Here is a 23,419-nt window from a genome sequence, read left to right on the forward strand (position 1 = left end):
CGCCGAATACGAAGCCCTCTACCGAACAGAGATCAACTCAGCTACTCTCGCCCCAGCCAGGTAACCCGGTCTCCAACAAACCCGGCGCGGTTCAGGACCGTCGAGGCGAGGAGCTCAGGTTGCGTGCAGCGCTCGAGACGCCGATGGAGGCTCTCGTGGCAGCCACCAAGACCAACGCTGAGATCCTTGGCCTGTCCGACGAGGTGGGGGTCATCGCTCCCGGCATGCAGGCAGACCTCGTGCTCTGGAACGGCAACCCGCTCGAAGACCCCGAACTGTTCGCTGACCCCGCCAACGCCGTCCTCGTTCTCCAGGCCGGCCGAGTTGTGAAGGACCTCCGATGAGCACCATGTGGCAGGGCTGCCTCGCCGACACCGACTACTTCGAAATGCGTTCCGGCGGCGGGCATGACTACGGCGTCTGGGTCACCACACCACCGGGCTACGATCCCGCCGGGACGCAAGCGCCTGTCGTCTATGTGCTCGACGGCAACTGGGCCGTGGGCATGACGGCTCCGCTCATCGTCACCCAGATGGACCCCATGCAAAAGATCCAGCCATACATCCAAGTCAGCGTCGGCTACGCAGGCGAGGAAGCGCAGCACTGGGATCGGCTGCGCAACAGAGACCTCGTGCCACCTGGCGAGCCCATCGCCAAGGAGCTCATCGATGCCGTGGAGATGGGAGTTCAAGCGGGCGCGAGGACACGCGAAGAAGCCGACGCGTACCTCGCCGAACTACGCGACACCCACGCCGATGCCTTCCTGCGCTTCCTTACCTCGGAACTGCACCCGCGAATCGAACGCGACTACGGCACAGCCACGAGCGGTCACGGCCTTTTCGGCTACTCCTACGGCGGACTTTTCAGTCTCTACACCTGGCTCACCGACTGCACGCTCTTCGAGACCATCGGAGCGGGCAGTCCCGGCGTTGCCAGTGAAGACAGTCAGGTCTTCGCACGGCTCGAAGAGCTTGGCAACAGCCTGCCTGCCGCCAAGCTTCACCTGACCGTCAACGACCGAGAGCTTCTCGGAGACCTGGCCATTTACCAGAACCTCACGAAGAACGCGGCCACCGTCCTGCACCGCCTGACCGCCCGCAGCGGAGCCGTCACCAGCGCGGTCCTGCGCGAAACGCATGTGACCGGCCTGCAGGCCTCGTTCCTCAGCTACCTCAGGACCTGCCGTGCCCGGTAAGCGCCTGAGTACCGATGTGGTCGTGATCGGCACAGGGGTGATCGGTTCGTCGATCGCCCTTGAGCTTGCACGGGCGGGGCACCGGGTTATCGCGCTCGATCGGGCCCCAGGGGCTGGACAGGGGTCGACCTCGGCATCGAGTGCGGTCGTTCGGTTCAACTTCTCCACCAACGCCGGGGTGGCAACGGCGTGGGAGGCGCATTTCGGCTGGCTCGACTGGGCCGGCCATCTCGGGCACGATGTCAGCGACCTCGCGATGTTCCGCAAGAGTGGGCTGGTCATGCTGGACGTCGAGGCGGCTCCGCGTACGTCGTGGCTTCCGTTGTTCGATGAGATCGGTGTTCCCTACGAGGAATGGGACAGCGCGACCTTGGCCGAGCGTGTTCCAGGTATCGACGTCGGCCGCTATTGGCCGCAGAAGCGGCTCGACGACGAGGAATTCTGGGAGGACGCGAAACAATCGCTCGGTGGCGTGTACACCCCGGATGCCGGTTACGTCTCGGACCCAAGCCTCGCCGCCGTAAACCTCGCCGCCGCGGCCTCGGCGTGCGGGGCGGAGTTCCGCTTCCGCAGCACGGTGACAGCGCTGGAGAAGGCCGACGGGCGCGTGACGGCGGTGCGGCTGTCGGACGGCACCCGGATTCCCTGTGCCGTCGTGGTCAACGCGGCCGGTCCGTGGTCCGGCGCGTTGAATCGGTTGGCCGGCGTGGGTTCCGACTTCACGGTCGGTGTGCGCCCGATGAGGCAGGAAGTAGCGCACGTGTCGGTCCCGGAGGGCTACGGCGGGCCCGTGGTGGCGGACATGGATCTGGGCACCTATTTCCGCGGTGAAGGAGGAGGGGACCTGCTCGTCGGCGGAACGGAACCGGAGTGCGATCCGATGCAGTGGACCGACGACCCGGACGCCGTCGACATCCACCCGACGGCCGCGGTCTTCGGGGCTCAGGTGACGCGGGCCGCGCGGCGGTTGCCCGACCTGGAGGTGCCCAACCGGGCCCGCGGCGTGGTGGGCGTTTACGATGTCGCCGACGATTGGACTCCGATCTACGACCGCACCGAACTCGAGGGCTTCTACCTCGCGATCGGAACGAGCGGTAACCAATTCAAGAACGCGCCAGTCGTGGGTCAGCTGATGACGGAACTGATCAACCAGGTGGAGAACGGAGTCGACCATGACGCGTCGCCCGTCCGGTTCCGGGCCCCGCGCACCGGCCTGGAAATCGACCTGGGTGCGTTCTCTCGTAAGCGCAACCGAAACACCGCGAACACGGGCACGGTGATGGGCTGAGCCGGAACGCATACGAGGCGTTGCATCCGGGCGACCTTGATGCCCAGCCGTGGTCCAGCGTCTGCCTACCGGGCTGGGTGGCGTACGCGGCCGTCATCTCAAAGGCGACAGTGAACGGCTCGACCGCGAGTCAAAGGCGATCGAGTGCTCCGCGCGGACATCGCCGCGCTCGCAGCCGGCCGGTGATCGCCTGGACGGATACGACAACGGGCGGCGCTACGGCAGCGAATGGGCCCTCAAGGTCACCACGGTGCTCAACGCGAGGATCCTCACCGGGCCCCGGCCGGAACCCCGGCACGCTGATCACACCAGTCCGCAGGACCGCCAGGCGATCGGCACGCGCGGCGACCACTGCCCGCCGCCGCCGCGCACCACCACGTACGCGGTGAGCGGCGCCGCGAACGAGCTGCCACCGCACAGGACCCGCCCCGTGTCGACCGAGTAGCTGCCCGCCGGTCCGTTACCGCCCGACTGCGCCGTGGCCCGGCCCTGCCACAGCACCCGGTCATCCGAGGCGCGCCTGACCTGGACGGCGACCTGGGTGCCCGGCGTCAGGTAGTAGCCGCGGACGCCCACGGTCTGGTATGGCCCCTCGTTGGTGGTGGAGCAGGTTTCACCGTCGCACGAGGGCCCGTTACCGGCGTGGTTGCGCTTCATCATGACGACCCAGGCGAGCCTGCGGGCCGCGCTGCCGTTGTCCTGCCGCGCCTGGGAGCGGGAGCTGGGGACCACGCACCGGTAGTCACCGGTGTACGCCTCCCGCCAGACGAACCCGGTCGTGCACGCGTGCCAGACCCCGGAGGCGTTCTCCGACCGCGTCCGGTCGCGTACGGCCGGGTCCACGCAGACGTGGTCGCTGGACCGCGCGCCGCGCCAGACGTACCCGCTGGCGCAGGATGTGAAAGCCCATGGCCTGCGGTTGTCATCGGCTCCCTCGTCTTCGCCTCACTGCACGGTTACACCGGCTGGGGAATTGTGGAGGTTTTCACCTTCGGCATGTTCATGGGCTGGCTGACGATTTCGCCTTAAGGGCTGAAGGCAGCGATCTCCATGCATGTCGTCAATAATGTCGTGGCGTTCACGCCTCTTGCGGCGGCCGGGGAGCTCGGCACGGCCCTGCAGCAAGGCGAAGTTCCATGGCAGTCTCTGACAGGATCACTGGTCCAGTTCGCGGTCTACGGTATAGCGATCGGTAAGTTACTGAAACTCGAGAGCCGATCCCGATACTCGACGAATCTGATCCGCACGCAGCTTACATATGAGGCGACTTCCTCGAGCGTGCCACCGGAATTCGCCGCCGCGCCAGAGCAGCCAGCCCGGACGCCCAGTAGCCAGCACGCCAGCGCCTCAGCGTCCGTTCCGGGGTCCCGCTGCCAGCCGCGATCTGTGACAGCGGCACGTCCTCTTCGACATGCGGACGAAGCAGCCGCCATCGTTTCATCGCCAGCAGCCGTTGCTGCTCGGTCAGGCCGCTCAGCGACACGGGCGGGCCACCATCGCTCTCCGGCCCGACCCGCTCGTGCGCCGCCACACTTACAACATTCCCCTCATCGGTGATCGTCCGCCACCACCGGCCTCGCCTTCTGCGGGATGTTCGTTTTCGGTTGCCAGGACACTGTCGTGTCCTTGTTGAGATGCCCGTACACGGTGGAGCGGGGCACGCCGAACAGGTCGGCGATCTGCTGGACGGTCCTGATCCTGGCGTCGTACAGCTGCTGGGCGAGCGCGGCCTGGTCGGTGGTGAGCTTGGGCCGACGTCCGCCGACCCGGCCGCGGGCACGAGCGGAGGCCAGGCCGTCCATCGTGTTGGCGACGATCAGCTCGCGTTGGAGTTCGGCCAGGACTGACAGCATGCCGAACATCGCGCGGCCCTCCATCGTGTCGGTGTCGATCCCCTGCTCGATCACGTGCAGGCCGATCGGCCCGGGTCCGCAGATCCGCGCCGAGCGTCACGAGATGCAACACTGACCGCGACAGCCGGTCCAAGCGGGCGACCTTCAGCGTGTCGCCCTCTCGTAGGATCTGCAGGACGAGATCGAGCTTGGGCCGGGACGCCTTCGACCCGGAGGCGGTGTCCAGATGGATGTTCTCCCGCGCCACACCAGCGCGCAACAGCGCGTCGATCTGGTGGGTCGGGGTTCTGGTCCGCAGTCGACACCCGCGCGCAGCCAAACAGCTTGTGTCGAAATCTAGTCCGCAGACTGTTTCGCCGACATTGAAAAGCGACACGATTTATCGACAGCGCTCACCTGGGGTTCCGTGGTCGATCCGGCAAGTGTCGGCAGACGACCGTTTCCGACATGCTCACACCATGTTCTGAACTGGTCGAAGCATTATCGTCGAGCTGTGCGTCGGCCGGGAGTACGCGGAACACCAATCGCCCGCCCGGGAACGTAGACCACGGCTGGCACCGGCGGCAGGACGGCGCCGGCACCGGAGGTTGCGCCGCTGCGCGAGGCATCGCCTCATGGTCCTTTGTGGATTGTCCGAACGGGATTCAGGACGCGGTAGTGAGCTGCGGCACCTGGGCTGCGATCCGCTGCAGCTCGGCGTCGCTGGAAATGCCCTGGAAGTCGTACCTAGGCGTGTACGGTCGCTGGAGTTGGGAGATCTCCTCGGCGGTCAGCTCGACGTCCAGTGACGCCACGGCTTCGTCGATGTGCCGGGTGGTGTTCGCGCCGACCAGCGGCGCGGTAACCACCGGGTTGGTCCGCAGCCAGGCCAGCGCCACCTGGGCGCGGCTGACACCCCGGCCTTCGGCGACGGTGCCGACGGCGTCGATGATCTGCCGGTCGCTGTCCGGCGTGGAGTAGAGCATGTCGGCGTAGCCGCCGTCGGTCTGCGACCGGGGGGTGGCGGCATTGTCCCAGGCTCGGGCAAGGCGGCCGCGCGCCAGTGGGCTCCACACGATGGTGCCGACGCCCTGGTCGGCGCACAGCGGGAGCATCTCTCGCTCCTCCTCGCGGGCCAGCAGGTTGTAGTGGTTCTGCATGGACACGAACCGGGCCCAGCCGTGGGCCTGCTGGGTGTGCAGCGCTTTGCTGAACTCCCACGCGTGCATGGACGACGCGCCGAGATAGCGCACCTTACCGACCTTGACCAGGTCGTGCAGTGCCTCCAGAGTCTCCTCCAGCGGTGTGCTCGGGTCGTTGCGGTGGATCTGGTAGAGGTCGATGTGCTCGGTGCCGAGGCGGCGCAGGCTGTGGTCGATCTCGGTCATGATCGCCTTGCGGGACAGGCCCTTGCCGTTCGGGCCCGATCGCATCGGGTGGCGCAGTTTGGTCGCGATCACCACGTCGTCGCGGTTGGCGAAGTCGCGCAGCGCGCGGCCCAGGATCTCCTCGCTGGAGCCCTGCGAGTACATGTTCGCGGTGTCGAAGAAGTTGATCCCCGCCTCCAGCGCGTGTTTGATCAGCGGGCGGCTGTCCTGCTCGCCGAGCGACCAGGCGGGGTGGCCGCGGCCGGGCTCGCCGTACGTCATCGCGCCGATGGCTATGGGCGAGACGTCCAGGCCGGTGCGGCCGAGCTTGATGTAGCGCATGGAAGTACCTCCAGTGCCTGTGGTTTACTTAGGCGGAGAACTCTCCGCTATGCCGGAAACGCTAGCGGAGAACTCTCCGCCTGGCAACAGCAGGTTCCATGGAAGGCCCGGATGTCCCAGCCCAACCGTGACGCGCAGCGGAACGTCGCCCAGCACAATCGCGCCCGCATCCTGGAGGTCGCACGCGACGCACTCACCGCGGACGGCGACGCGTCGCTGAACTCGATCGCGAAGAAGGCCGGCGTCGGCACGGGCACGCTGTACCGGCATTTCCCCAACCGGGAGTCGCTCGTGCTCGCCGTGTACCGCGCCGAGGTTCAGCGGCTCGTGGACTGGGTTCCGGAACTACTCGAAGCCGGGCCACCGCTGATCGCACTACGGCAGTGGTTCGAGCGCCTTGCCGGGTACATAAGGATCAAGCGCGGCCTTGGCGACGCTCTCAGCGCGGCCGGCCACGACACCATCACCAACGAGACTTACGGCCCGGTGATCGAGGCCATCACCCTGATCCTCCGTGCGGGAGAGGGGGACGGCACAATCCGCCCCGGACTCGATCCCGACGATGTTCTGCTGATGATGGGCTGCGTGTGGCGAGTGCCGCCCGGCCAGGCCGGTGAGGAGCAGGCCGAACGGCTGCTGGATCTGATCATCGACAGTCTGCGGCGCTGACGGCGAAGCGATCGCAATCCGCACCAGCCCCGCCACCGTTCCTTCGGCATGAGTTGATCGCGGAAGGCACCCATGAGGGCCTGGCCGCCGTAAGGCTCGCGGTGTACGTCTCGGCCGTCCACCAGTGATGACCCCCGAGCAGGTTCGGCATGCCCGGGACTTGCTCACCGGGCCGGAGAACACCGTCTCGTCCATCGCCCGCCTGCTCGGCGTCAGCCACTCGATCAACTACGAATACATTCCCGAACTCGCGACAGGCCGCCCCGCCGTCGAACAGCCGACGGCGCGAGCGGAGCTGGAAGCGGGAAGCTGATTCCGCAGCTCAGGACATGTATGGTGGCTGGTTGTCATGTTGGTTCACGGCGCCCCTAAGGGCAACGACGTGACCCTGTACGGGTACTTCAACACGGGCACCTACCGCAAGCCATGATCTGATAAAGATCTGCAGGCCCTGATGGATGAGAGCTCGTCGTTGACCGTTCCGGAGACGCCCGATGCTGGAGCCGTAGGCCGGCATCGTGATGAGGTGTGATCTGAAGTTCGTGTCGGCCCGGCCCCGCACGCCCGAACTGATCGCCGAGGCCTGCTACGCCTGGCGCAACCACCGCGAGCAGCAACGGTGCGCCACCACCCCGCACCTGAGCCTCCCACGGCCAGAGCCAAGCCAAACCCGCTGTCGCCAGCCCTTACACCGGCGGGCAGCAGCGTGTCTCGTCCCGGCCAAATAGCGTCGAAATCCCGGCTATTTACCGGGGTCTGGCGCACTCGGCGGGGAGTGGTCACGTAGTGCGACCTCTGGAAGCCGTAGAGCCCGATGGCCATGTTGGGGTAGATCGCGATCTTGCAACTCGCTGTGCATGACCACGGCCGCCCTGTCGCGATCTGGATCGCCAAGATCAGGATCATGAAGAGCGGCCGTGGAGGTCATTGTGCTGCACGAGCTCACCAACGGAGAAGCCGAACTCCTGGCGTTCCCCCAAGGCCAGGTAGTTAAGGCTTTCGTGGTGCCGTCAAGGACATGGGTTCTCAGGACATGAGGACGGAGATCCAGTAGAACGGTGATCTTCCACAACCAGCCGTCGAAGAACTGGATCTCCGTTGATTGCCGAGTATGCCAGCTCTGCTGTTTCCCGCGCTGTCGAGACGGACTCTTCGCCCCGCTCGGCAGCCGGGCTACTGTTCGCCCCCGGGCATTTGGGTGAGCTGACCGGGCTCGTGCCGTTCGAGCTCGTCGATGCGGTCCTTGATGAGACACGCAGCGTGCAGCGTCGTCTGCGCGCTCTGCCCTCGCGTGTCGGGGTCTACTTCCTGCTGGCGATGTGTCTGTTCCCCGAGGTCGGCTACCTGCTGGTCTGGCAGAAACTGACGGCCTCGCTGACCGCCCTGCCGGCCATGACCCCCACCGCCAAAGCCCTGCGAGACCTGCGCCGCAGAGTCGGCGGCGCACCGATGCAGCGCCTGTTCGAGGTGCTGAGCGGACCGCTGGCTCAGCCCCGGACTCCAGGAACGCGGTTCGGGGCCTACCGCACCGTCTCCTTCGACGGCTGCAGCTCGCTCAAGGCCCCCGACACCATCCGTAACCGGGCCTGGCTGGGCAGCCCCGGCCACGGCGGCTACCCACTGCTGGAACTGATGACGCTGGTGGAGACCGGAACGCGGGCCCTGATCGGCGCGGTCTTCGGCCCCACCAGCGAAGGCGAGACCGGCTATGCTCGGCGCCTGCTGCACCTGCTGACGCCCGACATGCTCGTGTTATGGGACAAGGGCTTCGACAGCAACGCCTTCCTCGCCCAGGTCAGCGCCACCGGCGCCCAGGTGCTCGGCCGGCTGCGCAGCAACCGGCGCACCCCCGTCCTGGCCACACTCACCGACGGCTCATATCTCTCGATGATCGGTAATCTGCAGATCCGCATCATCGAGGCCCGCGTGACAGTGACCTGCACCGACGGCACCACCTTCACCGGCACCTACCGTCTGGCCACCACATTGACCGACGCCCGCCGCTACCCGGCCGCCGCCCTGATCAGGCTCTACCATCAGCGATGGGAACACGAATCGGCCTACTACGCACTCCGCCACACGATCATGCAGGGTCGGATCCTGCGCTCAGGCGACCCCGCCGGCTTGGAGCAGGAGATGTGGTCGGTGCTCACGCTTTACCAGCTCCTGCGCACGGTGATGGTCGACGCCGCCGAGTCCCGGCCCGGGACCGACCCTGACCGCTGCGGCTTCTCCATCGCCCTGCACGCCGCCCGCGACCTGGTCATTCGGCCAGGCGACAACCCCGGCAACGCCACCGGCCTGGTCGGAGCCATTGGACGCCGTGTCCTGGCTGCGCTGCTGCCACCCCGCCGCCCGCGTGTCAGCACCCGCAAGGTGAAATCACCCATCTCCCGCTACAACGAACGACTCGACGACGGCAGACCCGACCACAGCCGCACCATCACCGACCTCGACATCACCCTCCTGCCACCCCCGCCCACGTTGCCTACCGCGTCCCGAGACGAGCGGCCCATCGCCCCGGCCGACCGCCGCAGACAACAACACGTCCTGGCCCTCCTCCACCAAGACCCCAACCGCCCCTGGAGGGCCTGCGACATCGCCCATCACCTCGGCGATGTCACCCTGAACACCATGTATCGGCAGCTGTCGCGCTGGGCCGACGGCCAGCTCATCTGCAAGATCGGGCCGGGTGTCTACACTGCCGGGCCGCTCTCCCCGGCGCTCTTGCCAGCAGCCCAGAAACCTTAACTACCTGGCCTTGGGGGAACCTCCGTCGTAGGTTTGCGTCGTCGGTTGTCACAGGTCAGCGTTTCCGCTGACATTCAGCCTGCGCGTCACAACGGGGGGCGTCCAGCAGCCGCTGTGCAACAGCAGTCACAACACAGAGAGTCTGACAGAGCAGGGACGGTCAGCTCGGGGTTACTTTCGGGAATTCTGCCTTCTCGCAAGTTGAGGAAGGGTTGTCGCTGCGCAACGGATCTTGTTTTTTGATTTTGATTTTCTGGAAAATCGAAAATGGTACGCTGGAGCGGTGACTGCGGAGACCAGTGTGGTGACGCCCTGCAAGCATTGCGGTGCTTCGATCGAGCAGCGGCGGGGGAGAGGGCGGCCCAAAGCGTACTGTCCGGAGAAGGACTGTCAGGCTGCGGCCAAGCGGGAGCGGGAGCTGCGGCGGGCCACGCCTGGGCTGGAAGGGGCGTTGGCCAGGGCCGAGCAGTTGTACGACCGGATGGAGACCGGGCTGGCGGCGGCCATCGAGCCGCTTGCTCGCGCGTTGGCCGATGAGCTCAGTCCTGCCGGGGTCGAGGCGAAGCTCAGCGCGGTGCAGGCTGAGGCGCACACGCGGGTGGCGATCGCGCGGACCGAGCGGGAGCAGGCTTTTGAGCAGGTACGGCTGGCGCGGGAGGCCACCGAGCATGCCCGAAGGCAGACCGCTGAGATGCGGGGGCGGCTTGAAGAGGCCGAGCAGGAGCGGGAGACCGCGCTGAACGATGCCGAACGGGCTCGGGAGCAGGCTCTGGCCGCGTTGCGGGAGGCGGCGAGCACCGAGCGGCAGGCGATTCAGTCGGCCGAGGAGGCCAAGCGGCGCACTGAGCTGGCGGAGCGGCGGGCCAAGGAGGCGGTCCGGCAGGTCGAGTTGGCGGAGCAGGCCAGGGATCAGGCCGTTGCGGAGTTGGCCGAGCGGGTCGAGATGGCGGATCGGCGGGCTGAGGAGGCGCGGGCGCGGGCCGTACAGGCTGAGGGGGAGGCTGAGCGGGCGCGGGAGGAGAGTGGTCGCGCCCGGGAGGAGACGGCGGCGGCCTTGCGGGCGCGGGAGCAGGCTGAGCGTGAGGTGGTCGGGGCGAAGGCGCGGGAGGGGGCTGCGGCGCAGGAGCGGGAGCGCGCGGTCGAGAGGGCCGTTCAGGCGGAGCGGGCCGCTGCGGAGGCTGAGCGGGATCGGGCTGTGGCGCTCAAGGACGCCGCGCAGGCGGCCGGTGAGGTGGAGCGGCTCCACGGGAAGGTGGCGGAGGTCGAGCAGGAGGCTGCGGCGGCCTTGGTCAGGGAGCGGAAGCTGGTCTCGCGGGAGAAGTCGCGAGCCGATCAGGTGGTCAAGGAGCGGGACGGGTTGCAGGGGGAGTTGAGGTTGGAGCGGGCACGGCTGCAGGATGTGCGGGCCGAGTTGGAGGTGGCGCGGGCGGAGGCGGCTCAGTTGCGGGAACGGGCGGTCGCGGCGGAGTTGCGTTCGGGGTCGTGAGCATAAGGGGCCACGTTCCGCATGAACGATGGACGATCATGTGACATGAAATGTCCCGTTCGTGCGCCGCGTTCGTGAGAGTGCCGGGGCGATCTCAGGCGTCGAGGTTGAGGGATCGATGGGGCCTGCAGTGGCGGAGGGGCGACCCGCGGGCCGGTACGGGGTGATCGACACGGTGGGCGTGCTGTCCGGCGCGGCAGTCGGCGATGTCGCCGGCGGCGGTCCTCTATTTGGAGGGTGTGTCGGTCTGTGCCGACCATGCTGATCGGTTGTGCCGCGCGGGGGAGTGGAAAGGTGACGGCGATCGGCATGTGGCGCCGTCCGCCGACGGTGTCGCTGCTGGTCGTCGGGTGGATCGACAGGGTGGTCGGGATCCTCGAGACCGACCATGCGGATCAAGTTCGATGCGACCGCCGAAGGCGCCGGTCACGGGGATCGGGTTCATGCGGACAAGTGAAAGGGGCCCGGTAGCAATGAAGAAATTTCCCACGAAGTAGCGCCTGACCTGCGGTAACGGAGGAGTTGACCTCCGGTGGCGGGTTGATGATCACTGCCGCTGCGTTCGTTCCGGTTTTGTCCGGTACGGCACGTGGAGTGGTGCGTTGTCAGAGAAGATGTTCTCCGAGGAGCAGTTGGAGCGGCTGCGCTCGTTCCCGGAGATCAGCGCGGATGAGTTGATCCGGTATTTCACACCGACGGCGGCTGACATGGCGTTCGTCGATCCAGGCCGCGGGCGGCGCTCCGTGGACCAGCTGGGCATGCTGGTCCAGCTCTGTAGGCTGCCGTGGCTCGGGTTCGTGCCCGACGATGTGGGCTCGGCGCCGGGCATGAGGGCGGCCAAGTCCGCCGCGCGCGGCTGATGCAGGTCGACCTCGATAAGGAGCGGCTGCGGTACCGAGGCCGCCGGTGTGGTGGCACCTCGTACGGCGATGCCTGGAGCTGGGTGAGGATGTCACGCCGGTGTATGCCTCGCTGCGGACGGCTGAGGCGCATCGGGTGCTGGTGCGGTGGGGGCTACGCGCCGGGCAAGGCGCGCATCTGGCGTGGGAAGAAGGGATCTGTGACACCGAGGTGGTGCCGGCGGGCACCACCTCGAAGATCGCGAGTGTCGATCTTGCTGTTACTTGCTGGTTGTGCCGGTAACCAGCGGCAGCGAGATCGACGTGTCGGCCAGGTCGACGGTGACCTTGGCCCCGGTGCCGGGTTCGACGTTGCTGCTCTCGTCGAGGTTGAGGTCGTCGTTGGTGCCGGTCAGTATCAGGCCCAGCCGGTGCCCGGCCTTGAACTCGTAATCCAGCGGCAGCATCTTCCAGGTGACCTGGTAGGCCTTGCCAGGCGTCAGCGGCGCCTGGCGGCTCAGCGACTCGTGGTTCTGCGCGTCCAGGATTCCCCGGGTGACCACGTGGAAGTCGGAAGTCGCCACGTTGTCGCCGGCCTTGAGGTAGCAGCCGTCGTCATCGTCCGTGCTCTGGCCGACGCAGTCTTCACCGCCGATGAACTTCAGGCCTTCCGCGGACGTCGCGCTGCGTTCGCGGTAGTTGATGCGGGGATCGGTGCCGTAGTCGACGAGCACGACACCCAGGTTGGCGGTCGGCTCGTTCAGGGTGACCCGCAGGCTCACCGACGGCGTCCCGGACAGCCGCATCGCCTTCTTCAACGGCGGGGTCAGGAAGGCCAGCCGGTTGGGGTCGGCGGTGTCGGGGTTGTCGGCCATCGCGATCTCAGTCTGGGCGGTGTCGAGGTAGCTGCCGGTCCCGGTCGAGGGCTTGCGGCCCAGGGAGCCGTTCTGCTGCGGCCGCAGGGTCGTCGTCCGCGCCGCGGGTGCGGGCCAGTCGGCCTGGGTGATCCAGCGGTCCGGACCGAGTTGCACGTCGACGCGCGGCCGGCGCGTGATGTCGTTGGAGACGCCCATGAGTTCGTGGTCGAACCACTGGTGCAGGGTGTCGACCCACACCTCACGGCGAGCCCAGAACGGGTCGAGGTGCCCGTACTGCGTCACCCACGCCTTGCGCTGCACGTCGCGAGGCAGTCGGGTCCACCAGGTGGAGAACTGGTCGGCCATCACGTTCCGGTCCTGCATCCCCATCACCGAGAAGACGCTGGCGCGCACGTTGCTCGCCTTCGAGACCGGCCCGGTCCGGTAGTCGAGCTCCCGCCAATAGGCGTTGTCGTTGCCGGTGGCGTCGTCAGAGCCCTCGCTCATGCGCCGGCGCACCGCCGCGCACTTCTCGTCCGGATCCTCGTCGATCCGTGCGGCCATCCAGGCCTGCCCGTCCTTGATGTCGGTGAGGGTGCCGTTCGCGCGCCACATGTCGTACCAGCTGCTCGGCCCCGCGATCGGCACGATCGTCTCCAGCCCTCGCACCCCGGTGCCGGCGACTGCCATGGCGAGGGCACCCTCATAGGAGTGCCCGATCATCCCGGTACGGCCTGTGGTCCAGGACGCCTTGACCGGAGCGCCCTTGGCGTCGTAGGCGGTCGCCCGGCCGTTGAGCCAGTCGATGACCGCCTTGCCGCCCAGCACGTCGGACGGGCCGCCGCTCGTCGGACAGCCGTCCGACAACCGGGTGCCGATCATGTCCACGGACACGAACGCGTACCCGCGCGGCACGAAGTAGTTGTCGTAGAACATCGGAAACTTCGTCAGGTTCCCGTCCGCGCCGTACTTCTTCTTTTCGACCTCGAAGCCGACACCCGGTTCACCGAAATACGGGCTTTGGTGCATGATCACCGGAACCTTGAGCCCGGGACCTGACTCCTTCGGCCGGATGATGTCCACCCGGACCAGATCCTTCTTACCGTCGCCGTCACTGTCGACCGTCGACTGGACCCGGACGTGCTCACGGATGGCATTCTCGTAGGAGAAAACGGGCTGCGTGAGCCCGCCGGAGACTTTGATCTTCGGCTTCGCCGTCGCGGACGCGGCGGGAGCAGCGGCGACCACGAGCGGAATCGCAAGTGCGACGACGGCGAGGAACCTTCGCCGTTTCAAACTGGACATGTGCCCTCCTTGGGGCTGGTAACTGCTGTCGATGAAGCGCCGCAGCACGGGGGGTCCGGCGAGAACCTCGGGACAAGCCCGTCAAGCGGCGTCGAGGACTTCGGTGATCTTGCGGGCCATGTCCGCAGAGTGAGGCTGGGCCGGCTCTGGTGGGTGCGGGCGGCCGCTTCGACGGCGACGCTCATGACCCGGCGGCTGACCAGGAAGAAGCCGCTGGCAGGGACCCAAAGCCAACGGCTGCGCCGTGGGCCGCCAGAGTGCCCCTGGCTCAGAGGCCGGAGTGGGCCCGGCCTACGCGGTGGAAGCCAAGGATGCGATTTCAGAGTTCAGTCAAGTCGATGCCGGCCGAGCGCAGACGCGTTTCGATCAACGCGGTCAGTCGGGTCCAGGCCGGCTTCTGCTCGTGTCCGTGGTGGGTGAGCAGGCTGTACCGGCTCGCACTGTCGGTGCGGTCCTGGAGTCCGGCCGGGATGGGCAGCTGCGCGGGATGGGCGAGGAAGTGGTCGGCGATGGCCGTGGCGAGTTCGTCGATGCGGGGGTCGTCCGGCTCCCACTCGGCGGCCCGCCACATGCGCGTGATCAAGGACATGTACCGAGGGTCGTCGAGGGCGCGCTCGATTCGGGAGATGTAGTCGTCGAAGCCCTCCGGCACCAGGGCTTTGATCAGCACCAGGCCCTCCCTGGCCATCGTCACGTCGTCCGGGGTCAAGCCGAGATCGGCGGCCCTGTCCAGGAGGGCGAGAGCGCGATCGGGCAGCAGGGCCCGGTCGCCGGTGGCGAGCCGGCGCAGCGTGTCACGCCGCGCGATCAGATCGTCGATCCGGTCGGTGAGGCGCCGTTCGACGTCGACGAGTGCGTCGGCGAACCGGTCGGGATCGGCGTCGAGGACCGCCCCGATCTCGGCCAGCGGTACGCCGGCGGCGGCCAGCGTCCGGATCTGGACCAGTCGCAGCAGGTCGGCCGATCCGTAGCGCCGGTAGCCGGAGCTGTCGCGGCGGGGTTCGTCGATCAGTCTGTGCTGGTGGTAGTGCCGGATGGCTTTCACCGTGACGCCGGCGAAGGCCGCCGCCTGGCCGATCGTGACGCCGTCCGTCATCTGCTCTGCCGGCCCCGTGCTCGTGGGGTGCCGGCGAGTTCGCGAACCGCGTCCGCGATCGCGCGGAAGTCCTTGCGTACGATCTTGCTGTGGTTGCTGGCGACCTTCGCACTCACCTTGATGTCGGGGTTGCGGGCGAGCACCGGGGTGAGGGTGGCGCGCGCGCTTTCCATTTCATCATGGCCGCCCCCGAGGTTGGCGCCCGTGGCGACCACGTACCGGACCGGGACGGTCACACCGTCCAGGATCGGGCCGAGGGCGGCGCTGATCTCGATGAGCTCGATGTTGCTCTGGGCATGCTGATCGGCGGACATCTTCGCGGCCATGCCCAGCCTGGAGAGCAATGGCAGCAGCCAGCGCATCCGGCGCCAGAACTGCCGGACCCGTTCCGGGGGAGCGTCGGGGTAGTCGTGCGGGTAGGCGCCGTCCACGGGCACCACCCCCAGGGCGCGGTCCGGATTCCGGCCGGCCCAGTGCACCGCGACCGCCGCGCCGTAGGACCAGCCGACCACAATCGCCCGGTCCACGCCCCTGGCCGCAAGGACGCTGCCGACGTCACGGACATGCGTCTCGAACGAAGCGGCCGCCGCCGAACGCCTCGATCGGCCGCGGGCCCGCATGTCATAGGTGATGTGCCGGTACTCGCTGCCGAGATCGGTGATGACCTGCCGCCAGTACGCCTGACTGGCGAACTGGCCATTGAGGTAGATCACGCAAGGGCCGGGCCCACCGGTGTCGGTCACGGCCAGCGCGGTGTCGTCGACCGGCAGCATGCCGGTCCAGGCGGAGTTGAAGTTGCTCACCTGTTCAGCGTGCACCCTGACCTAGGGTCAAGGTCAAACCCAGGCGCAGGCCTCCCGCCCATCCGCCGAGAGGGCATGCGACCAAGCGCCTGACGTCGTCTGAACGCAAGGCGGGCAGTTACTCGGGACCGGTAGGCCAGTCACGACAAACTACCCCCAACCCCGCATCCCGACCACGACCTCCCCCCGGGCCTCCTTCAGTTGGCGTGTCGCCCTTCAAATGCCCGTACACCGTCGAGCGCGGCACACCGAACAGGTCAGCGATCTGCTGGACGGTCTTGACTCGCGCGTCGTACAACTCTTGGGCCGACGCTGCCTGCTCGGAGGTGAGGCGGGGGCGACGGCCCCCGACCCGGCCGCGCGCACGGGCGGAGGCCAGGCCGTCCATCGTGTCGGTGTCGATGCTCTGCTCGATCACATGCGGTCCCACCCCGCGCATCCGCTTGACCCGATCGGCTCGTGAGTGTGCCGACGTTCCCTGGTCGCGGTCGGCCGCGTGAAAGTGCTGTGAGGCTTCGGGCAACTAATGATGTTCAGCGTTCATTCGACCCCAGCGGAGTTGCCTGCATGGCCCTTCCATCCGACCTCACCGACCCGCCCGATCTCCGGGCCGACTGGGAGGAGATCTTCACCACGCACTTCGCGGGCATCCACCGCTACATCGCCAGGCGGCTGTCCGAGGACATCGCCGACGACCTGGCCGCCGAGGTCTTCCTGGCCGCGTACCGGGGAGGTTACGACGCCTCGCGTGGCGAGGTGCGGCCCTGGTTGTACGGGATCGCCACGCACCTCGTCGCGCGCCACCACCGTACCGAGGTCCGCAAGTGGAAGGCGCTCAGCCGAGCGGCGGAGCGGCTGGAGCACAGCCATGAGGACGCGACCCTGACGCGGGTGGCGGCCGGCGAGCTGACCGGCAGGCTGGCGGGGGCGCTGGCCGGGCTCAATCGCAGGGACCGCGACGTCGTCCTGCTCAGCGCGCTGGGCGGCCACTGGCAGGCGGATCCGGGTCGTCAGAGCTTCGAGCAGTTCCTGTCCCGCACGTCGGCGCTGCTGGGGATGCCGGTCAGCCCGGCGGTACGGGCGGCCGCCCTCCGGCTCCTGGCCGAACTGCCGACCACCAAGGTAGGCGGAACGGTCGACGACCCACTCGGACGTCCAGGCCTTGCCGTCACCTTCATCGAGAGCGAGGGATTCTCCACCCAGTTCGGCGCGGACGACGACGTGGCCGAGCGTTACACCACCATCCTCGACCCCAAGACCGGCACCCTTCTGGCGTCGGATGCCGCGATCGCGGCCGAGGGCGCCGAGGGGCTCACCAAGGGGACCTACCTGTACTACGCGGCGTGGGCACCTGAGGCGGGCTGGACCGACGACAGGCCGGAGCGGCCGCGTGGCTGCAGGCTCAGCGATCGGCCCATCCCGTGATCATGGCCCGAAGCGCGAGGCGCTCGTGCCGATCGATGGGGAGCGCCGGTGCCTCATCACCGGGCAACGGCAAGCCGGCCGGCCCCATGCGGATGGGACCGGCCGGCTGACAACGCTGTGCAGGCCGGTCGCACTCCGACTCGAACGGGATGACGGTGAAGCCGACTCGGACGGCGGCGGCCTGGTGGTCGTGGCGGTGTCGGGCGCCGACGTCGATGTGCTGGTGGACGGGCTCCCGTGACGAGGCCGGTTCGAGCGCGCCCACCTGGGGTTTCGGGATCAGCTACGGGTAGCCCGTTGCCGGTCGGGCCGGTCGGGGCTTGGGGCAGGCGCGGTCAGAGCCCTGGCCGGAGGAGGCGGAAGAAGGACCGGACGTCTTCGACCAGCAGGTCGGGCGCCTCCATCGCGGCGAAGTGGCCGCCCCGGTCGAACTCCGACCAGTGCACGACGTGGTGTTCGCGCTCGGCGATCCGCCGGACGCCGGCGTCGCCGGGGAAGACGGCGACGCCGTGCGGCAGCGGCGAGTACTCGGCCACCGCGCCCCAGCCCTTCTGCCCTTCCTTGTAGAGGCGGGCGGCCGAGGCGGCGGTTCCGGTGAGCCAGTAGATGCTCACGTCGGTGAGCATCTGGTCGACGTCCACCGCGTCCTCGGGCAGTTCGCGGGCCGGGTCGGTCCACTCCTTGAACTTCTCCACGATCCACGCCAGTTGCGCCGCGGGCGAGTCGTGCAGCCCGAACGCGAGGGTCTGCGGCCGGGTCGCCTGGATGATCGCGTACCCGGCCTGGTCCTGGTCCTGGTACTGGCCGAGGCGGGCGAGCTCCGCCTCGGAGAGCCCCCCGAACTCGGCCGGGTCGCCGGTCGGGAACCCGAGGGCGCCGTTGACGTGCACGCCGACGACGTTCTGGGGTGCGGTACGGCCGAGCATCGGCGAGATGACCGAACCGCTGTCGCCGCCCTGCGCGCCGTAGCGCCGGTAACCGAGCCGGTCCATCAGCTCCGCCCACGCCCGCGCGACCCGTTCCAGGTCCCAGCCGGTCTCGGTGGTGGGACCGGAGAAGCCGAACCCGGGGATCGACGGGGCGACGACATGGAACGCGTCGGACGGGTCGCCGCCGTGTGCCGCCGGGTCGGTGAGCGGGCCGATGACCTTCAGGAACTCGGCGACCGAGCCCGGCCAGCCGTGCGTGACGATCAGCGGCAGCGCGTCCGGCTCGGGGGAGCGGACGTGCAGGAAATGGATGTTCTGCCCGTCGATCCGGGTCGTGAACTGCGGAAAGGCGTTCAGTCGCGCCTCGGCGGCACGCCAGTCGAAGCCGGTGCGCCAATACCCGGCCAGCTTCTTCGCATAGCCGACGGGAACCCCGTAGGACCAGCCCACCCCGGGCAGCTCGTCCGGCCAGCGGGTCGCCGCCAGCCGGTTGCGCAGGTCGTCGAGCTGCGCCTGCGGGATGTCGATCCGGAACGGGTGGATGTGCGGGTGTTCATCGTTCATGTCTGTCAGGGTAGAGACCGGTTAGGCCAGATCCGGTCCTAGGATGGACGTCATGCTGGAGACCTCGGCGCGGCTGTTGCGGCTGCTGTCGCTGCTGCAGACGCCCAGAGACTGGCCGGGCGCCGAGCTGGCCGAACGACTCGGCGTCTCGCCCCGCACGATCCGGCGGGACATCGACCGGCTCCGCGAGCTCGGATACGTCGTGCACGCCACCGCGGGCGCACCCGGCTACCGGCTCGGCGCCGGGGCCGGGCTCCCGCCGCTGCTGCTGGACGACGACGAGGCGGTCGCGGTCGCCATCGGGCTCGGCACCGCCGCCGTCTCCGGCGTGGCGGGCATCCAGGAGACGTCGGTACGCGCCCTCGTCAAGCTCGAACAGGTCCTCCCGTCCCGGCTCCGGCACCGCGTCGGCGACCTGCGGTCGGTCACGGTCCCGCTGGCGGACGAGGCCGCGGCCGTGGACCCGGCCGTGCTCACCGCGATCGCCGCGGCCGTCCGCGACCGGGAGAGCCTGCGCTTCGACTACCGCTCCCACGACGGCACCCGGGACCGGCGCGGCGCCGAGCCGTACCGGCTGGTGAACTCGGGCCGCCGCTGGTATCTGGTGGCATGGGACACCGGCCGGGGCGACTGGCGTACGTTCCGCGTCGACCGGCTGCGCCTGCACACCCCGAACGGGCCCCGCTTCACGCCCCGCGAGCCACCCGGCGCCGACCTGGTCCGCTATGTCTCGGAGCGGATCTCCGTCGACCCCTACCGCTACCGCGGCCGGTTCACGGTGCACGCCCCGGCCGAGACCGTCGCCGCCCGGATGCCGCCGACGATGGCGGTGGTCGAGCCGGCGGGCGACGACGCGTGCGTCCTCAGCACCGGATCGCACTCGCTCGACGAGCTGGCCATGTGGGTCGCGCAGCTCGGCGTCCCGTTCGAGGTGCACGAACCGCCCGAACTCATCCGGCACATCCGCGCGCTCGGCGACCGCCTCGTCGATGCGGCCGCCGGAGGCGTTCAGCCCGGAGGCGGCTGAGCCGCGTACCGCAGCAGGAACAGGTCGACGCCCTCGGTGATGAGGCGGTCGGCGAGATCCTGGCGCAGGCCGGAGCCGATCGAGCCGACGATCAGATGCGGGTAGATGGTCAGGCTGAAGAACTGGATGACCGCCAGCTCGAAGTCGGGGATCGCGAGCTGGCCGCGTTCGCACAGGTCGCGGAACACCGCGCTCAGCCCGAGGGCGGACTGGGCCGGGCCGCGCCGCTGGTAGGCCTCGCCCAGCTCGGGGAAGCGGCGCAGCTCGCCGGTGACGAGGTTGCGCAGCGCCATTCTGGACGGATCGGTGGCCGCGATCACCAGGGCGCGGGCGGTGTGGAGCAGGGCCTCGCGTACGTCACCCGTCTCGGCCAGGCGAGCCCGGACCTCCGCCATCGTCGTGTGCGCCTCGCCCATCGCCTGACCGATGACCTCGGTGAACAGCTCCTCCTTGCTGCCGAAGTGGTTGTACACGGTCACCTTGGACACGCCCGCCGCGGCGGCGATCAGGTCCATGCCGGCGTCGAACCCCTCACGCGTGAACGTCTCGCGTGCGGCGGTCACGATGGCCTGCCGGTTCCGCTCGGCGCGCTTGCCCGACGGCGCCGACGATCTCGTGCTCTCTCTGCCCACGCCCGCATCCTACCCGCAGGTGAACTCTTGAGTACAGAAGCAACTTTCCTGTACAGTTCAGTTCAGTTGATGGTTTCCAGAAAGGGCACACGTGAACGAGATCTGGACCGTGGTGCATGCTGAACGCGAGGCACTGATCCGAGACCTGGAGGGCCTCCCGGCCGAGCGGTGGGCCACGCCGTCCCTGTGTGCCGGCTGGGACGTCCACGACGTCGTGGCGCATCTCGCCGATGACGCCAAGACCACCCGCCTGCGCTTCGTGCTGCGTCTGGGCGCGGCCCGTTTCGACTTCGACCGCTGCAACAACGCGGGCGTCGCCCGTGAGCGGGCGGCCGAACCACGGCTCACGCTCAAGTCGTTCCGGGCGGCGAGTCGCAGGACCACCAGCGCCCCGGCGCCGAAGGCCACCCGGCTGGTCGAGGCGTTCGTGCACGGAGAAGACGTCCGGCGCCCGCTCGGCCTGAGCCGGGACTACCCGGTCGCGCACGTCGCCGCCGCGCTGCGTCACCAGCTCGCCAGCAGCGCGGCGCTCGGCGGAGGCAAGGAGCGCGCCCAGGGACTGCGCCTGATCGCGACCGACGCAGGTCTCGACGCCGGCGAGGGCCCGGCGGTGCGCGGCACCGCCCTGGCGCTGCTGCTGGCGGTGTCCGGCAGGCCCGTCGGTGCAGCGGAGCTGACCGGCCCCGGCGTCCCCGCACTGACACAAGAGGGAAAGGCGCACCATGGGTGACGGCTGAGCAACAGTCCTTGAGTCGAGGACACCGGATCCTCCTCACCCTGCTGGAGCTCGACGTATCCGTCGATCCCCTCGAGTCCGTACTCCCGGCCCAGGCCAGAGCACTTGAAGCCGCCGAAGGGCCCGCCGAGGTCGAGCCTGGACTGGTTGACGCCGATGCTGCCGGTGCGCACCCGCTTGGCCAGTCTCAGCGCCCGCTCGTGATCGCCGCTCCAGACGCTTCCGGACAGCCCGTAGGCCGAGTCGTCGGCGATCGCGACCGCCTCGTCCTCACCGTCGTAGGGGATCACGGCGACGACCGGGCCGAAGATCTCCTCCTGGGCGATGGTCATGCCGTTGTCCACGTCGGCGAAGACCGTCGGCTCGACGAAGTAGCGTAGATCTTGCCCATTTCGGTGATCCCGAGGCCGACAATCGTGGCGCTGGTCTTCCATGGCGTCGCCTTCAGACCGTGAAGCTAACCGAAGTCCATACGCAAATCAAACCTCCTTCAATTCTGGAACCCTGGTCGCACGTATGCCTTGCTCGGACCGCCAGAGATGGACGGGCCGAACACTGCATGATACGAATTCAGTTCATGAAAAACTCTGGCCAGAGGTGCGGCAGGACCACGGGGTTGCCGCCAGCCGGGGCGGCACGCGAAGGCGTGCGGCCGTGATCGGCCGTGAGGTCCAGCCGGTCGCGTACCCGCGCGGCGAGATCCGTCCGTCGGACTTCCGCGTCGTCGAGGTCCCCGTGCGGGATCCGCGGCCGGGCGAGGTGCTCGTCCGCAACACGTGGACCTCCGCCGACGCCGCACTGCGGCTGCGACTCAGGGAGAAGTCGCCGCCGGGCTACTTCCCGGCCTTCCCGCTCGGCGCGCCGATGGACGGCATCATGACGGTCGGTGAGGTCGTCGCGTCGCGCGTCGACGGGTTCGCACCGGGTGACACCGTCTGGCACGCCTCCGGGTGGCGCGACTACTCGCTCGTCGAGGCGGGCGGTCAGGCTCTGGGCGGCGTGGGCACGCTCACCAGGCTCGACGTCGAGGGCGTACCCGCGCAGGCCTACCTCAGTGTGCTGGGCGCCAGCGGGCTCACCGCGTACGCCGGGCTCTTCCACATCGCCGCCCTGCGGGAGGGTGACGTCGTGTGGGTCTCCGCGGCGGCGGGCTGCGTCGGCGGCCTCGTGGCGCAGATGGCGAAGATCCGCGGGCACCGCGTCATCGGCAGCGCGGGCTCCGCTGAGAAGGTGCGCTACCTCCTGGACGAGCTGGGCCTGGACGCCGCGTTCGACTACCGGGCCGGCTCCATCCCGGAGTCGCTGCGCGAGGCGGCACCCGACGGAATCGACGTCTACTTCGACAACGTGGGCGGCGACCACCTGCGGGCCGCGCTCGGCGCGCTGCGCAAGGGGGGCCGCGTGGCGATCTGCGGCATGATCTCCGAGTACGACGCCCCTGAGCCGCCGCCGGGACCGTCCAACCTCATGCTGGCGGTGACGAACGACCTGACGATCCGCGGCTTCCGCGCCAGCAGCAACGCCCACCTGCTGCCCGAGATGACGCGGGAGGTGGGGGCGTGGATCCGGGAGGGCCGCCTCCGCCACCGGGAGACGGTCGTCGAGGGCCTGGAGCGGGCGCCGGTGGCGCTGGCCGGGCTGATGCGCGGCGACAACATCGGCAAAACGCTGGTACGGATCGACGCCGCCGGCTGAGACGGCGACAGCCGGTGCGCCCTCGTCAGGGCTCACCGGCCGGGCCTCACTGGCCGGAGCTCACCGCTCATGGCTCCCCTCCGGCGGGCCGAAGGCGAGCAGGACGAGGTCGTACACGGCGTTCTACCGGTCAGTCGCGTCGCAACGGCACTCCAGCCGTTGGTTCTCCACTAGCTCTCGACCATGCCGGGGTTGAGGAACCCAGGAACAGCCGTTGGCGCTGAGAATGATCTTGAGCGAAGCGTGGCCGTCTGGCTTCGGCATGTGATCAGATCGGCCGTGAAATTTAGATATCTGACGCGATCGTCGCTTTGACGGTGATCGGTGATCATGTCTACCGTTGTCACCCATGCCTGTGGGGTTTTTGTCTGATGACCAGGTCAGGGCGTACACGGCGTTCGAGGAGCTGCCGCCGTTGTCGGATCTGGAGAAGTTCTTCTTCCTGGACGCGTTCGATCGGGATGTGATCGCGAAGTCTCGCGCCGGGACTAGTGCCGTAGCAGATTGGGTTTGCCCTGTTTGTGGTGACACGCCGATCAAGGTCCCACCTCGGCGGTCGTGATCGCTTCAGACTCTGCTCG

At 68.4% G+C, this 23,419-nt stretch carries 23 protein-coding genes and 2 pseudogenes; 13 read left to right on the forward strand and 12 right to left on the reverse strand.

Annotated features, from left to right (window positions below; translation table 11 throughout):
- From AB0I15_RS64515 to AB0I15_RS64525, 3 genes are all read left to right on the forward strand, one after another.
- On the forward strand, positions 1-344 hold a 344-nt coding region (locus AB0I15_RS64515; protein WP_358120031.1), incomplete at its 5' end, for an amidohydrolase family protein.
- Positions 341-1,195, forward strand: coding sequence for an alpha/beta hydrolase-fold protein (locus AB0I15_RS64520; RefSeq protein ID WP_358120033.1), 855 nt, complete (start codon positions 341-343; stop codon positions 1,193-1,195). The genes AB0I15_RS64515 and AB0I15_RS64520, both read left to right, overlap by 4 nt.
- The gene (locus AB0I15_RS64525; protein ID WP_358120036.1) at positions 1,185-2,483 is read left to right on the forward strand and encodes an FAD-dependent oxidoreductase; all 1,299 of its coding nucleotides are present in this window, start codon (positions 1,185-1,187) and stop codon (positions 2,481-2,483) included. The genes AB0I15_RS64520 and AB0I15_RS64525 overlap by 11 nt, the downstream gene beginning before the upstream one ends.
- Positions 2,484-2,786: 303 nt before the next feature.
- Here the strand turns inward: AB0I15_RS64525 and AB0I15_RS64530 are convergent, their stop codons facing one another.
- A complete protein-coding gene (locus AB0I15_RS64530) occupies positions 2,787-3,326 on the reverse strand; it encodes a hypothetical protein (RefSeq protein ID WP_358120039.1) in 540 nt (179 codons plus the stop codon).
- 6 nt (positions 3,327-3,332) lie between these two features.
- Here AB0I15_RS64530 and AB0I15_RS64535 point away from each other — a divergent pair, with 6 nt between their 5' ends.
- Positions 3,333-3,512: a CPBP family intramembrane glutamic endopeptidase gene (locus AB0I15_RS64535; protein ID WP_358120041.1), complete on the forward strand. Its 180-nt coding sequence runs from the start codon at positions 3,333-3,335 to the stop codon at positions 3,510-3,512.
- Between the two features lie 223 nt (positions 3,513-3,735).
- Here AB0I15_RS64535 and AB0I15_RS64540 read toward each other — a convergent pair whose 3' ends face one another.
- From AB0I15_RS64540 to AB0I15_RS64555, 4 genes and pseudogenes are all read right to left on the reverse strand, one after another.
- A complete protein-coding gene (locus tag AB0I15_RS64540; protein WP_358120087.1) occupies positions 3,736-3,924 on the reverse strand; it encodes a helix-turn-helix domain-containing protein in 189 nt (62 codons plus the stop codon).
- 106 nt (positions 3,925-4,030) lie between these two features.
- Positions 4,031-4,390 (reverse strand): recombinase family protein, encoded by a 360-nt coding sequence (locus AB0I15_RS64545; protein ID WP_358120044.1) that lies wholly within the window; start codon positions 4,388-4,390, stop codon positions 4,031-4,033.
- 31 nt (positions 4,391-4,421) lie between these two features.
- Positions 4,422-4,712, reverse strand: a pseudogene (locus AB0I15_RS64550) (recombinase family protein); the annotation flags it as partial.
- Between the two features lie 268 nt (positions 4,713-4,980).
- The gene (locus tag AB0I15_RS64555; protein ID WP_358120046.1) at positions 4,981-6,024 is read right to left on the reverse strand and encodes an aldo/keto reductase; all 1,044 of its coding nucleotides are present in this window, start codon (positions 6,022-6,024) and stop codon (positions 4,981-4,983) included.
- Between the two features lie 111 nt (positions 6,025-6,135).
- Here AB0I15_RS64555 and AB0I15_RS64560 point away from each other — a divergent pair, with 111 nt between their 5' ends.
- From AB0I15_RS64560 to AB0I15_RS64580, 5 genes are all read left to right on the forward strand, one after another.
- Positions 6,136-6,693, forward strand: a complete 558-nt coding sequence (locus tag AB0I15_RS64560; RefSeq protein WP_358120048.1) for a TetR/AcrR family transcriptional regulator — start codon at positions 6,136-6,138, stop codon at positions 6,691-6,693.
- 127 nt (positions 6,694-6,820) lie between these two features.
- The gene (locus AB0I15_RS64565; RefSeq protein WP_358120051.1) at positions 6,821-7,006 is read left to right on the forward strand and encodes a Hin recombinase; all 186 of its coding nucleotides are present in this window, start codon (positions 6,821-6,823) and stop codon (positions 7,004-7,006) included.
- A gap of 785 nt (positions 7,007-7,791) precedes the next feature.
- A complete protein-coding gene (locus tag AB0I15_RS64570) occupies positions 7,792-9,444 on the forward strand; it encodes an IS4 family transposase (protein ID WP_358120054.1) in 1,653 nt (550 codons plus the stop codon).
- Positions 9,445-9,727: 283 nt separating this feature from the next.
- Positions 9,728-10,930, forward strand: coding sequence for a hypothetical protein (locus AB0I15_RS64575; protein WP_358120057.1), 1,203 nt, complete (start codon positions 9,728-9,730; stop codon positions 10,928-10,930).
- Between the two features lie 602 nt (positions 10,931-11,532).
- Positions 11,533-11,790 carry a DUF4158 domain-containing protein gene (locus tag AB0I15_RS64580; protein ID WP_358120060.1) on the forward strand — a complete coding sequence of 86 codons (258 nt, stop codon included), beginning with the start codon at positions 11,533-11,535 and terminating at the stop codon, positions 11,788-11,790.
- A gap of 260 nt (positions 11,791-12,050) precedes the next feature.
- Here the strand turns inward: AB0I15_RS64580 and AB0I15_RS64585 are convergent, their stop codons facing one another.
- From AB0I15_RS64585 to AB0I15_RS64600, 4 genes are all read right to left on the reverse strand, one after another.
- Complete coding sequence (locus AB0I15_RS64585; protein ID WP_358120062.1) at positions 12,051-13,931, reverse strand: CocE/NonD family hydrolase; 1,881 nt, start codon at positions 13,929-13,931, stop codon at positions 12,051-12,053.
- A gap of 319 nt (positions 13,932-14,250) precedes the next feature.
- Complete coding sequence (locus tag AB0I15_RS64590; protein WP_358120065.1) at positions 14,251-15,027, reverse strand: MerR family transcriptional regulator; 777 nt, start codon at positions 15,025-15,027, stop codon at positions 14,251-14,253.
- Positions 15,024-15,830, reverse strand: a complete 807-nt coding sequence (locus tag AB0I15_RS64595) for an alpha/beta hydrolase (RefSeq protein WP_358120068.1) — start codon at positions 15,828-15,830, stop codon at positions 15,024-15,026. The genes AB0I15_RS64590 and AB0I15_RS64595 overlap by 4 nt, the downstream gene beginning before the upstream one ends.
- A gap of 118 nt (positions 15,831-15,948) precedes the next feature.
- On the reverse strand, positions 15,949-16,269 hold the full coding sequence (locus AB0I15_RS64600; protein ID WP_358120090.1) for a helix-turn-helix domain-containing protein: 321 nt from the start codon (positions 16,267-16,269) through the stop codon (positions 15,949-15,951).
- 128 nt (positions 16,270-16,397) lie between these two features.
- Here AB0I15_RS64600 and AB0I15_RS64605 point away from each other — a divergent pair, with 128 nt between their 5' ends.
- Positions 16,398-17,255: an RNA polymerase sigma factor gene (locus tag AB0I15_RS64605; RefSeq protein WP_358120071.1), complete on the forward strand. Its 858-nt coding sequence runs from the start codon at positions 16,398-16,400 to the stop codon at positions 17,253-17,255.
- Positions 17,256-17,590: 335 nt separating this feature from the next.
- Here the strand turns inward: AB0I15_RS64605 and AB0I15_RS64610 are convergent, their stop codons facing one another.
- A complete protein-coding gene (locus AB0I15_RS64610) occupies positions 17,591-18,748 on the reverse strand; it encodes an epoxide hydrolase family protein (protein WP_358120074.1) in 1,158 nt (385 codons plus the stop codon).
- 52 nt (positions 18,749-18,800) lie between these two features.
- On the opposite strand from AB0I15_RS64610, the gene AB0I15_RS64615 reads away from it, so the two are divergent.
- Complete coding sequence (locus AB0I15_RS64615) at positions 18,801-19,775, forward strand: WYL domain-containing protein (RefSeq protein WP_358120076.1); 975 nt, start codon at positions 18,801-18,803, stop codon at positions 19,773-19,775.
- Here AB0I15_RS64615 and AB0I15_RS64620 read toward each other — a convergent pair.
- Positions 19,757-20,407 (reverse strand): TetR/AcrR family transcriptional regulator, encoded by a 651-nt coding sequence (locus AB0I15_RS64620; RefSeq protein ID WP_358120079.1) that lies wholly within the window; start codon positions 20,405-20,407, stop codon positions 19,757-19,759. The two genes, AB0I15_RS64615 and AB0I15_RS64620, sit on opposite strands and share 19 nt — an antisense overlap.
- A 91-nt stretch (positions 20,408-20,498) precedes the next feature.
- Here AB0I15_RS64620 and AB0I15_RS64625 point away from each other — a divergent pair, with 91 nt between their 5' ends.
- On the forward strand, positions 20,499-21,137 hold the full coding sequence (locus AB0I15_RS64625; protein WP_358120082.1) for a maleylpyruvate isomerase family mycothiol-dependent enzyme: 639 nt from the start codon (positions 20,499-20,501) through the stop codon (positions 21,135-21,137).
- A 110-nt stretch (positions 21,138-21,247) separates the two neighbouring features.
- Here AB0I15_RS64625 and AB0I15_RS64630 read toward each other — a convergent pair.
- Positions 21,248-21,577: pseudogene (locus tag AB0I15_RS64630) on the reverse strand (aldehyde dehydrogenase family protein); the annotation flags it as partial.
- 220 nt (positions 21,578-21,797) lie between these two features.
- Here AB0I15_RS64630 and AB0I15_RS64635 point away from each other — a divergent pair.
- On the forward strand, positions 21,798-22,838 hold the full coding sequence (locus AB0I15_RS64635; RefSeq protein ID WP_358120084.1) for an NADP-dependent oxidoreductase: 1,041 nt from the start codon (positions 21,798-21,800) through the stop codon (positions 22,836-22,838).
- The last annotated feature ends 581 nt before the right edge of the window (positions 22,839-23,419 follow it).

Origin of the sequence: Nonomuraea sp. NPDC050643 (genome assembly GCF_040654715.1) — a bacterium.
In the GTDB taxonomy this organism is placed as follows: Bacteria; Actinomycetota; Actinomycetes; order Streptosporangiales; family Streptosporangiaceae; genus Nonomuraea.

Coding starts and splice junctions, on each gene's coding strand:
- AB0I15_RS64610 (WP_358120074.1), bottom strand. CDS start 18,748: ATGAACGATGAACACCCGCACATCCACCCGTTCCGGATCGACATCCCG.
- AB0I15_RS64590 (WP_358120065.1), bottom strand. CDS start 15,027: ATGACGGACGGCGTCACGATCGGCCAGGCGGCGGCCTTCGCCGGCGTC.
- AB0I15_RS64555 (WP_358120046.1), bottom strand. CDS start 6,024: ATGCGCTACATCAAGCTCGGCCGCACCGGCCTGGACGTCTCGCCCATA.
- AB0I15_RS64565 (WP_358120051.1), top strand. CDS start 6,821: ATGACCCCCGAGCAGGTTCGGCATGCCCGGGACTTGCTCACCGGGCCG.
- AB0I15_RS64560 (WP_358120048.1), top strand. CDS start 6,136: ATGTCCCAGCCCAACCGTGACGCGCAGCGGAACGTCGCCCAGCACAAT.
- AB0I15_RS64585 (WP_358120062.1), bottom strand. CDS start 13,931: ATGTCCAGTTTGAAACGGCGAAGGTTCCTCGCCGTCGTCGCACTTGCG.
- AB0I15_RS64615 (WP_358120076.1), top strand. CDS start 18,801: ATGCTGGAGACCTCGGCGCGGCTGTTGCGGCTGCTGTCGCTGCTGCAG.
- AB0I15_RS64600 (WP_358120090.1), bottom strand. CDS start 16,269: ATGCGCGGGGTGGGACCGCATGTGATCGAGCAGAGCATCGACACCGAC.
- AB0I15_RS64540 (WP_358120087.1), bottom strand. CDS start 3,924: ATGAAACGATGGCGGCTGCTTCGTCCGCATGTCGAAGAGGACGTGCCG.
- AB0I15_RS64520 (WP_358120033.1), top strand. CDS start 341: ATGAGCACCATGTGGCAGGGCTGCCTCGCCGACACCGACTACTTCGAA.
- AB0I15_RS64605 (WP_358120071.1), top strand. CDS start 16,398: ATGGCCCTTCCATCCGACCTCACCGACCCGCCCGATCTCCGGGCCGAC.